The following is an 11485-nucleotide window of genomic DNA, read 5'->3' as shown; positions in this document are numbered from 1 at the left end:
ATGCTGAAGTATTCAATTCGATTATTACTTCATTACTTGAAGTACGGGAAAATACCCGTGTTAACCTGATTCATCCCGCACTTATGCAACGCCAACGTTTGATGTTGTCACACAAACGTTTATCTTCTGCGCTGATGATATCACGTTCATTTTCCAAGTAGCTTTGTATTAAGCCACACCCCCGCACTAGCAAATCATCTAAATCAAAATTCCACATAATTATCCTACCGTCCCCAGATGCGGAAGCAAGAATTTTGCCATCTGGGCTAAAGCTGACGCTATATAATAGGGCTGTGTACCCTTTAAGGGTTTGAATCTGCCTACCACTTTTGATATCCCATAGTTTCACCGTCCGGTCATCAGATGCAGAAGCAAGAATTTTGCCATCTGGGCTAAAGCTGATGCTATTAACATCGGATGTATGCCCTTGAAGGGTTTTAATCTGCCTACCACTTTTGACATCCCATAGTTTCACCGTCCTGTCAACAGAGGCAAAAGCAAGGATTTTGCCATCTGGGCTAAAGCTGACACTAGTAATAAAGGATGTATGCCCTGGAAAGGTTTGAATTTGCCTACCACTTTTAATTTGTCTACCAGTCTTGATATCCCACAGTTTCACTGTATTGTCCCAAGATACAGAAGCAAGGATTTTGCTATCTGGGCTAAATCCGACGCTAGTAATAAAGAATGTATCCTTTTGAAAGGCTTGAATTTGCATACCACTTTTGATATCCCACAGTTTCACCGTACCGTCAACAGAGTCAAAAGCAAGGATTTTGCTATCTGGGCTAAAGCTGATGCTATTAACATAGTCTGTATGCCCTTGAAGGGTTTGAATTTGCTTACCACTGTTGATATCCCACAGTTTCACCGTTCTGTCGCTTGATGCGGAAGCGAGAATTTTGCCATCTGGACTAAAGCTAACGCTTCTAACAGAGTCTGTATGCCCTTTAAAGGTTTTAACTTTAAACCCGTATACCATCTCCCTCAATGTAGATATAGCCTGCATCTGGGTTTCCCCTGCTATCCAAGGTTTCCAAATACTTCCTCTAAGGATTTTTCCCGCTTTAATTGCTTGGGTTAATGCTGCCTCAGAGTCGTTGATTTCAAAATATTTTTCCGCATTGCCACTCAATCTACCAATTACAGCATCGGTTCTACTAAAATCACTAAACCCCGCAAATCCTGAAATCACCAACAAACCACAAACCAACCCAGCAACCACACTCCTCCGCAACCTCTGTTTCTGCTTCCTCTCCTTTTCTCGCAACCCCACACTTTTCTCAATAAACCGTCGCTGCGCCTTACTAACTTCCTCACGCCGTTGCTGCAACCAATCCTCCGCGACAGCCAAAGGCACGCCCCACAACAAAGCCCCATCATCCTTATTACTATCCATCCATTGCTGCAACGCCACCATCAACCCTTGTTGCCAAATGCGAAACTTGCGGTTCTCCTGCATCCATCCCCGCAACCGTCTCCAATGACGAATCAACGCCTCATGGACGACTTCCACCGTTTCCTCATTGGTAGACTCATTGCGGTTCGTCACCACCAACCGCTTATCCGCCAAGCGCGTCACCAAATCCCAATTATCTCCCCCCACTTCCTCACTCGTCGCCAACCTCCGGGTATCTTCCGTTCCTTCCCCCGGTTGCACCAACTGAATAAACACCCGTTGCGCTTTCTCTCGTTCCGACTCACTCAAGTCTGCATAAACCGCCTCAGCGTAATTCGCCAGCGCTTTCTCCACACCGCCAATATTTTTATACGCCTGATGCGTCAACCTCCCGGAATGCTGTTGCTTCCACAACTGAGTCAGGGTAAACTCCAGCAACGGCAAACGCCCATCACCATCTTGGATATCATTAATTATGGTGTTGCTTAAACCCTGCTCAAACTCAAAGCCCAATTGAGTTGCAGGACGTGTAATGGCTTGTTCCAACTCCTGCCGACTCATCCGCACAACAGGTTCTAGTTGATACTCCTGCAACGCCCTGCCAAAAGGTTCGTAATCATCAAGCGCCCTACTTAAAAAATCTGCCCGCAAGGTTAGCACTAGCCTAAAAAACGGTGCATTTCTTACCGCTTGCAGCAAACTATCTAAGAAAATTTTGCGTTCTTCAGATTCCGTACAAAGGGTATAAATTTCTTCAAATTGGTCTGCTATCAACAGCACTCGCGTCACTTGTTCCCCAAGCCGATCGCCATCAGTTAAGTCTGTGATAAAATTTTGCAGCGTGGAGCGATCCCTTTTCAAATTCACACCAACTTCCAATTCTACTAAACGTCGCTCATCTTCCGGTAAATTTAACGCCGAAACTAACGCCACAGCCAAAGATTCAAAAGGATTTTTCCCCGGACGAAACGATAGAATCAACCAATTATTAACAGTATCCCTACGCAACTGAGGAATTAACCCAGCAAACACCAGCGATGACTTCCCGCTTCCCGAAGCACCGATGGCGGCAACTAAAGGGTTATTATTAACAGCAGTAACTAGCGAATCAGTCGCCTTATCTCTGCCAAAAAAATACTCTGCCTTTTCTTCTGTAAATTTCTCTAAACCTTGGTAGGGACAGAAAGAAATTATCCCCAAACTTTGCCAAGTCGGTGGAGTTTCTGTCTGATTTTGGACAATTACAGGAAGCCAACTAGCACAAGGAAATTCCTCTTCAAGTTTTTCTAACTCCAACCGCGCATTTTTGACAGAAATATATAGAGACTTCCCACTAGTAAACTCTTGTAAAAAATACTTTAAAAACTTCTGCGCTACTTTATCAGGTACTGGTTCCCGCATGACAATCACTTGCGGAATATACAATTGTTCTAATTCGTAAGCAATTCCTAAACCATCGCAGGAATTAAAAAACGCTATTTGCAATCGTCTTTTTATCGCCACTTGCAAAGCATCTCTCAATTCTGCCATCGTCAAACTATCAGAGTTATTTAAATAAATCCTTCCCTGCATTCCTTGAGTTTGGGAATGTCCAGAGAAAAACAACATATCCCACCCCAGATTATCTTGCAGGTAATGATTTAATTCCTCACGGGATGGGTTATCGATTAAAATAATTTCGGCATCATTACCACAGAAACTTTGCAAATATTGTTTATCTTTATGTATGTTAATTCCGGTGCGATCGCCTAAAATAATTAAAATTCTAATCTTTTCTCTGTAAGGTCTTTCCCCACGTTCAGCATTAGGCGAACTTAAAGCCACTTCTACCAACGGTAACTCAGTTAAAACATCCCACAAATGCCAGGGAAGCTGACGTAATTCATGGCAAGAAGTTGTAATAATTATTCTAATTTCATCTTGGGGATTTAGTTCTTTGAGAGTATTAGTAATAAAAGTAAAAGATGGTGCATTCAGCCATTGATTAAAACTAGCAACTAAGTTGATAGATTCTCTTGTACATTCTTGCTTTAAACACTCCAGATTACCCCTACTACTCCCCCCTGATTTAATCCTAAATTGACTATCTAGACTGCAATATATTTCGTGCCAGTTATTTAATATTTGAGGAATACTAATATTTTCTGGTAACTTGGTTATGGTGGTTAGATAAGCGCGTTGTCTTTCATTAGCTATTTCTATATTAACTTGAAACCCTGATTCAAAGTTACCATCAAATTTGAGAATAACCAGCTTTTTCATAGGTGATGCAATCTAATTTATTGAATTATTAAAAATATATGTATGGTGTGTTAAGACGAATGTCCGTAACGCACCAAAAAGACATATTTAGGCGCGTTAATAACACACCCTACAAAATCATACAACAAAATCCTGAGTCACTTTCGACTCATCTAAAATTATCTCAACACAAAATTCCTCATTTAACTCTGCACTTAATTTAATATCCACCCAATTATCATGCTGTCGAGAAATAACGGAATCTACTTCTTGACCATTTTCATCACTAACAACTAATTTTAATCCTGGAGGTAAAGAAACACTTTTTTCTGGGTCGGGTTGAACTTGTACGATAATATCAATTCCGCCCTGATTTTGATATTTCTCATCTACTATCTCTTTATTTTTAGGATTTAACTTGACAATCAAAACCACAGACTTGCCATTTAAATGCAAACCAATATCAATTTTTTTGCACTTTGTCACGTTAAAATTTCTAGCGAATCTAAAACTCAGTTCTCGTGGGTTAAAGATTTCTTCCAGGTTTAACCAACCTTCTGTAAATACTCCTTTCATCCATTCTCGAATATTAACTTTTGCAGTTGCTTCTTTCACTGTTAAATAATCGAGCAAATCATCAATAGGTTGTAATTGACTTAAATGTATCTTTGCTAGTTGTTGAGTAGTGAAGCCTAAAATCTTTGCTGACCTCAAAGCATGGTTAAACTGCACTGCGACATAAGCAGTTCTATCTGTTCTTATTTCAGTGGGAATTTCCAAATATTCTGCATCTGGTAACACCGGACGACATTCGATTTTGCCAATATTTTTTATTTCCAAATCAGCCAAATCAATTAAACTTAACATCCACGAATTACTATTATCTGCATTTGACCAATTAGTTTCAAAACCCATGCAATCAAGATAATAATTGACCGCATACACAGCTAAAGTATTGAGATAGATTTTTTTTCCATCCTCAGTATTTGATATTCTTTGTCTTCGTTGATTTGCCTTTTCATGAGCTTTGCTACTCAGAGGAATTGTGAAAGATGTTTGTTTGTGGTTAAAGTTCATGATTTTCATTGGATATGGTTGTGCAAGTGTGATTGTTTGTAAGTTGGTAGTTCAATCAATTAACGATTTACTGTAGGTATCTACGAAAATAATCGAGAATTTTACGCTTTTTGGCACTGCGTTGATATAGTTCGGAAAGTCTGGGAATAGGATGACCTAATTGTTTTGATATCTCTTCCCAAGTTTTTTCATCAAATCGTATCAATATCACTTTCTGGAAATTGGCATTTTTATCTTCACCAATGTAATTATTTTGCAAAATACCCTCTGGGTCATTTTGGATGAAATCTCTGACTACTGATACTTCAATTACATTATTATTAATCAGAATACTTTTATCTTGGCGCTCATTTGCTAATTCAAATATTTTTTTATCAACTCTGGATAATTCTTCACTAATAGGTTTATCGGAGTCATTTTTACAATTATCTAATTCATCAAAGGATAATATTTTGGATTGTTGATTTTTGTACTGTCTTTTAACATCATGAAATCGCCAATAAAATAATTTATTTACCCAAGCCATTACGGGATGTTCTGGATGATAATCTTCGATTTTATTGCAAATTTCGAGATAGATGTTTGCTTCTGCTTCGCTATAAATATCTTCAAAATTAGGCGAATGTCGCCATTGGGAAAACCTTGTTAACTTCCTCGAATTTTGAATTTTGGCAATCAATTGATTTAATATTTTCCGTCGTTCTGCACTTTTTGCGGGATGCTGCTGCGCTGCGTAGACTAGCTGACGCAACTGCAAGTATAATTCATAACCTATCGACATCTCCTGCTGCACCTCGAAAGTTTGGTATTTTGTTGTCATCATAGATACATAAATACTGTAGGGGTAAATGGTCATTTGATTTGTGGAAATCGCGATCGCAAAGCAAATCATGGCGTTAGCGTCAGCTTTCCGCAGGAATCGCAACCAACCGAGATAAACGGTAAAATATACCGTACATGGACTTTTATCGACACATGGTGATTCCTCCCCAACCTCTTTAAACCCTTCTACGAACAAGCTGGGGAGTTTTTACGCAAATTTTGAGAAAATGTTTGAATATTACTTTTATAGTATGAGGTTACAGAGTTACGAGCGATCGCAAAGTGTGCCGTAGGTATCGCTTGCATATCTTTAGACGTTACTCCCAAACTAACCCCTAAGTTAAAATGGGAGTTAAAGCAAATATTGTGTATTATCTACCTTTAATCAGCCTAATTTTTAGTGTAATGAACTCCAATGGCAAAAGATATAGGACTCCGATTTGATTTTTGAAAAAATACCGAGACTGAAAAGCCCATTTTATTAGGGTTTCATCTGAAATACTGTTCAGAAATCAGATAGGATTCCTATAGATTTCATAATATTGTCAGAAATGCTTTAGAAAAAGACGGCTGGAAAATTACGGCTGACCCTTATGAAATTAATGTGGATGATGTAGATTTTGAGATTGATTTAGCCGCAGAGCAACTTTTAGGAGCAGAGCGAGAGGGACAAAAAATCGCAGTAGAAATTAAAAGTTTTATTAGTCCATCGAATGTTTCAGAATTTCATACAGCCTTGGGGCAGTTTTTAAACTATCGGGATGCATTAGATAAAATTGAACCAGAACGCCGACTTTATTTAGCTGTTCACGTCCCGATTTATGAAACTTTTTTTCAACGTAAATTTATTGCATCGGCGGTTGAAAAATATCAATTACGATTGATGATTTACGATGTAGAAGAGGAGGTTATTCGTCAATGGCTGTAGAACAATATCGACAATATATTAAACACCTTCTTTCTGAGCGACAAAAACGAGCTTCGATGTCACGCAATTACGAAGAGTATGAAGTGCAAACAATTTTTGATGAACAGCAAGACCACTATCAATTACTTTATGTCGGTTGGCGGGGAAATAAACGGGATTTTGGCTGTATTTTACATCTCGATATTAAAAATGGTAAAATATGGATTCAACACGATGGTACCGAAGTTGGAATTGCCAATCGATTAGTTGAGATGGGAGTACCTAAACAAGATATTATTTTGGCGTTTCACGAACCTTATGTGCGTCAGTTTACTGAGTTTGGAACATGATAAATATTATAAATCGCGATCATTTATCTGTAGTTGCATTTGATTCCTTAATGAGTCTGCTATCTCATCTCAATGTTAGGTTAGCAGTGATTTAAATTTTGCAGCATTCACGCACCAGTAGCATAGATACTCTCTTGCCCAGAATAGTTCTCATAAATGTGCTGATAAACTTCCTGACATTTCTGTTCATACAGTTCAGCAGAATAACTCTGAGGTAATCTATCCAAACTATCCTTAATCGCCACTTCTACTGATGCTCTGGTTTGCTGTCTTTTCTTCCAATCTAAAACTAACTTCTCTTTCTTGAGAGTTTTCAGTAATTCTCTTGCAACTTGTTTGACTTCCTGTTCCTCTTGTTTAGTCAGTTGAATTTCTGCTTTAGTTAGTAAATCAAAAATTACTAGTTCTTCTTCTGTGAGATTTTTGGCGATCGCTCTTTTATCTTCAGCACCCAATTCTTGAGCAAAGTTAATCAAATCATTGAAGAATATCTGCACGTTGCGTGAGTCTGCATTGTACTCTGTAATCATCTGCTGGAATTTATCCAGGTAGTTGATGCGAGTTTTATTTAATCTCACCATCTGCTGGAGTTTTTGCGCGATCGCAGTTTTGAGTTTTTCTGTCTCTGTTCTTTGGTAGTCACTACTAGCAAATTGATTTTTTAACGTTTCAAAGTCGATTTGGCTTAAGTCGATGCGTTGAGAGTGGGATTCTGTGATCACAAACTCTCCAGCAGTGATGGACAGATCCAACAGTTCCTCCACTTGTTCTATCACTTCGGACACATCAACTTCTGGTACTTCTGCCAGAATTTGCTCCTTGATTGTCTGCAAGTGAGCATTGATAGCAGTAAATTTATTAGCAGCAGGATCTGGAAGGATAGCTTTGTAGAGTTTGTTAGCGTTACCTGCTAGGGAAAGATAAGTTTTTTTGGCATCATCATTAATAATGATGGATTCTACTGCATCTGCCCAAAATTTGGTGCGTGCAAAACCTTGTGCTGACTTTAGTACAGCAAAATCAATGCCTTTTTGGGTACAGAATGTTGTGGTTTGGGCGATCGCTTCTCTCAATTGTGCCACTAAAGCTGTTTTCGCTTTAACTGGAGTATCTCCTTCTTCAACACCACCACCAGATGCGGAACCATAAATAGCTAATGCTTTCTGTAAATCGCGGAAGACACCTATGTAATCAACAATCAGTCCATTGACTTTACCTGGGAAGACACGATTTGCTCTGGCAATGGTTTGCATGAGAGTATGGTTCTTCATCGGTTTGTCTAAGTAAATGGTGGAACAACTGGGGACATCAAATCCAGTCATCCACATAGCGCAGACAAAGATGATCCGTAGGGGATGAGATGGATCTTTGAATTTTTCATCCAGTGGGGGAGATTCATTCACTAACCTTTGACGGTGAGGAGTGATATTTAATTGTTTTTGCTCAAATGCTTCTACTTCATTTTGAGATTAAGATATGACTACTGCCATATCTGTTTCTACCATATATTTAATAGTGATTGATAATTTTTTGCGTTCAAATTCGCTTAAATTAGACTCAGCAAGTTGATTTTTTAATTGTTGCAGATGTTGTTGCCAGTAGTGCTGAACTTTGTTGTACATTTTGACAGCAGTAAATCTGTCAATGCTGACAATCATTGCCTTCCCCTGGTATCCTCTACCTAGTAAATGACTGACAATATCTTGAGCGATTTTTTCTAATCGGTCATCTCTGGTAATTAATTGATATTCTCTGGCACATTGTCTTGCTAATTTCTCCTCTTCTTCCTCATCTAGTGATGCAGATTCAATGATTTCTGCCATATTTTCATTGAGTGCATCATTGGTGAGTTGCAATTCGGGAATTCGGTTTTCGTAGTAGAGGGGAACTGTAGCGCTATCTTCTATTGATTGGCGGAAGTTATAAATGCTGATGTAATCACCAAAGGTTTTTTTGGTTTCTTGCTCTCCTAACATTAGGGGTGTACCAGTGAAACCAATGAATGCTGCATGAGGTAAGGCATTTCTCATGTTGAGCGCGAATGTGTCATACTGACTGCGGTGTGCTTCATCAGCAATGACGATAATATCTGGTCTATCAGAAAGTTGGGGATAGGTTCCGCCTTTGTCGGTGCGGAATTTTTGAATCATCGTGAAAATGTAGCGATGGTCTTCAATGAGGAGTTGTTTGAGGTGTTCTCCACTACTGGCGCGGACATTTTTTTCGATTTCTGTCACAGCACCAGCATAGGCAAAGTTTTTATAGATTTGTTCATCTAAGTCTTCTCTGTCGGTAATAATGACAAATGTCCAGTTCCCATAGAGTTTACGCAGCACTTTTTGGGAGAAGAAAACCATTGAGTAACTTTTACCGCTACCTTGGGTATGCCAAAATACGCCTAATTTTCCTTGATTGGTTTTGATTTCCTCAACTGCGGTAACTGCTTGGTTAACACCTAAATATTGATAATTTTTGGCAACGATTTTTACTAAAGTGCCTTTGGCAGCGTAGAAGAAGATAAAATTTTCAACTAGATCCAGTAATTTGGTAGGTTCACAAGTACCTCTAATAATTGTGTCTAGAGAAATTATCCCTTCTTCTCCTTCAGAATTTATCTTCTTCCACTCAGCAAAATGTTCCCATTTGGCAGTTAAGCTACCAATGCGACTTTTTATGCCATTGGAGAGGATGATAAATGCGTTGTACCAGAATAGTTGAGGAATAGTTTGCCTGTAATCTGTAAGATTATTTTTATAGGCAAGTTCCAAGCGTTGGTGGTGTGCTTTGAGTTCGATGAATACTAAAGGTAAACCATTCACGAACCCAATTAAATCTCCTCTTCTGGTGTAAATCTCTCCAGTTACCCAGAATTGGGAAGCGAGAAAAAAGTTATTATTTTCTGGGTGATTCCAGTCTATGACTTTGACTGTTTCTGCTTGGTCTTCTCCCTCATCATTTTTGAAACTGACTTTTACCCCATCCTTGAGGAGTTGATAAATTTCTGCGTTTGCATTGGCTAAACTCAACGTGCTTCTGTCACGAGTTAGTTCCTCAATGGCCAGTTGGATAGCTTCGGTGGGTAAGTCAGAGTTTAAGTTTTGTATAGCTGATTGCAATTTGGGAATTAAAACTACCTCATCCCTTGTTTCTCTCCCCAGTGTGCTGTTTGTACCAAAGGTTTCATGGTAACAGTTGGCTGTTTGCCATTGCAGTTGAGAGAATAGGTCAATGGTAGCGTTTTCTAGCGCTGCTTCTAAGTCTGGGTGAGGTGGACGCATAAGTATGGAGTATCGATTTACTCCATTTTTAACTCAAAAGTTCGGCGTTAGGGATTGATGGGGTTAAGGAAGGTAAACGCAAAGCCTCAACCCAATTTACACAGCTTGATTGCGGTGCGACAAAGTTTGAAGTACCTCAAAACGACTTTGAAGTACCTCAAAACGACTTTGAAGTACCTTAACACGACTTTTAAGTACCTCAACACGATGTTGAAGTACCTCAACACGATGTTGAAGTACCTCAACACGACTTTTAAGTACCTCAACACGATGTTGAAGTACCTCAACATGATTTCTATGTATCTGTTGCTTATACCAAATTGCCTTTGGTTGTCATTTTTAAAGCAATATTGAAAGCGATCGCTCAGACATCGAGATCAAAAGATTTGCGATCGCACTTGAATGACACTGGGTGCATCAGCTTGAGTGATTGTCAGCAGTGTACCAAAATCTAAATTATGGGTGAAAACAATCTAGTCGTTTGTCAGTGCCCATGCCATGATTATACCAATTTAAAAAAAGAATGCGACAGATACACATCTCCAAAACCTTGTCCTGTCTAAATTCTTAATTGTTCCTAATTCGACTTTATTAAAGTTCTTCAACAAGTCAAATAACAGATCGTTTTCGAGGCGATTGTAAGTTTTGGGCAGAATATCCTTTAATTCTTCATTCTCTGCTTCAATGGCACGCATAGCATCATTGATTGCCTTGCCAATATCTGCCCCTCCTGGTAAGTTCAGCAGTGTGGAGAATCTGGCAGCATCAGGCAAATACATGACACCCTTTGCTTGGTAATCTACTTTGGTAATTCCACGTCTTCTACTACCTGTATTTTTTAGTTCCTCCTCAGCATGGGTAAATTTCCAATCAGCGTAGCGGAGGAAAATTAACCCCAGTACCGGGATGGAATACTCACTGGACTTTAGCCTAGAATTAGCGCGTAACTCATCCGCTGCTTCCCATAGGCGTTTCTCTAAATCAGTAGTGTTAGCAGGCATAGACAGACATCAGATTACCAAATCTATCGATTATAGGATAGTTTGTGTTTGTGACAACTCAGTGAACTACGAATTTGAGCAGAAACCAGCGAGATGATGACACCTTGGACTGAAAATGGGCGATGTCTGGCGACAAGAAGCAGAGCTTCTACGCCTTTTTTGATCTGATAACGAAATTATGTTGTGTGCGATGTCTACGACGGGCTAGCGCCTACGCAGGATGGAGAAATGCCAGAGTCTGCGATCGCAGTTTCTGTGTTAGCAACTAAATATCAAGCATTTTCAGAGGATATTGCCAGTTTTTACAACAATTTCAGGCGTTGCATAAGTGCGGGATGAATCAGGTTAACACGGGTATTTTCCCGTACTTCAAGTAATGAAGTAATAATCGAATTGAATACTTCAGCATA

General features: G+C 39.3%; 9 protein-coding genes. 3 read left to right on the top strand and 6 right to left on the bottom strand.

The window, feature by feature from the left end; genetic code table 11:
- Nucleotides 1-70 precede the first annotated feature (70 nt).
- The 3 genes from V7K89_RS03990 to V7K89_RS03980 all read right to left on the bottom strand — a co-directional run bounded on the left by V7K89_RS03990 (nucleotide 71) and on the right by V7K89_RS03980 (nucleotide 5735).
- Nucleotides 71-3661 (bottom strand): nSTAND1 domain-containing NTPase, encoded by a 3591-nt coding sequence (locus V7K89_RS03990; protein ID WP_335184558.1) that lies wholly within the window; start codon nucleotides 3659-3661, stop codon nucleotides 71-73.
- 117 nt (nucleotides 3662-3778) lie between these two features.
- On the bottom strand, nucleotides 3779-4726 hold the full coding sequence (locus tag V7K89_RS03985) for a DUF1822 family protein (RefSeq protein WP_335184556.1): 948 nt from the start codon (nucleotides 4724-4726) through the stop codon (nucleotides 3779-3781).
- 58 nt (nucleotides 4727-4784) lie between these two features.
- Nucleotides 4785-5735 (bottom strand): hypothetical protein, encoded by a 951-nt coding sequence (locus V7K89_RS03980; protein WP_335184554.1) that lies wholly within the window; start codon nucleotides 5733-5735, stop codon nucleotides 4785-4787.
- 345 nt (nucleotides 5736-6080) lie between these two features.
- Between V7K89_RS03980 and V7K89_RS03975 the strand changes: the two genes are divergently transcribed.
- On the top strand, nucleotides 6081-6467 hold the full coding sequence (locus V7K89_RS03975; RefSeq protein ID WP_335184561.1) for a XisH family protein: 387 nt from the start codon (nucleotides 6081-6083) through the stop codon (nucleotides 6465-6467).
- Nucleotides 6458-6796, top strand: a complete 339-nt coding sequence (locus tag V7K89_RS03970) for a XisI protein (RefSeq protein ID WP_335184552.1) — start codon at nucleotides 6458-6460, stop codon at nucleotides 6794-6796. The genes V7K89_RS03975 and V7K89_RS03970 overlap by 10 nt, the downstream gene beginning before the upstream one ends.
- Before the next feature lie 107 nt (nucleotides 6797-6903).
- Here V7K89_RS03970 and V7K89_RS03965 read toward each other — a convergent pair whose 3' ends face one another.
- Nucleotides 6904-8199, bottom strand: coding sequence for a type I restriction enzyme endonuclease domain-containing protein (locus V7K89_RS03965; protein WP_335184550.1), 1296 nt, complete (start codon nucleotides 8197-8199; stop codon nucleotides 6904-6906).
- Between the two features lie 66 nt (nucleotides 8200-8265).
- Entirely contained in the window at nucleotides 8266-10074 is a 1809-nt protein-coding gene (locus V7K89_RS03960; RefSeq protein ID WP_335184549.1) for a type I restriction endonuclease subunit R, read from the bottom strand.
- A 326-nt stretch (nucleotides 10075-10400) separates the two neighbouring features.
- On the opposite strand from V7K89_RS03960, the gene V7K89_RS03955 reads away from it, so the two are divergent.
- The gene (locus tag V7K89_RS03955) at nucleotides 10401-10529 is read left to right on the top strand and encodes a hypothetical protein (protein WP_335184547.1); all 129 of its coding nucleotides are present in this window, start codon (nucleotides 10401-10403) and stop codon (nucleotides 10527-10529) included.
- 57 nt (nucleotides 10530-10586) lie between these two features.
- Here V7K89_RS03955 and V7K89_RS03950 read toward each other — a convergent pair whose 3' ends face one another.
- Nucleotides 10587-11075, bottom strand: a complete 489-nt coding sequence (locus V7K89_RS03950) for a type I restriction-modification system subunit M N-terminal domain-containing protein (protein ID WP_335184545.1) — start codon at nucleotides 11073-11075, stop codon at nucleotides 10587-10589.
- Nucleotides 11076-11485: the final 410 nt, after the last annotated feature.

Origin of the sequence: Nostoc sp., assembly GCF_036917515.1 — a bacterium.
In the GTDB taxonomy this organism is placed as follows: domain Bacteria; phylum Cyanobacteriota; class Cyanobacteriia; order Cyanobacteriales; family Nostocaceae; genus Nostoc.
Note: the sequence above shows the minus strand (reverse complement) of the source record. Positions and strands in the feature narration are given on the sequence as shown.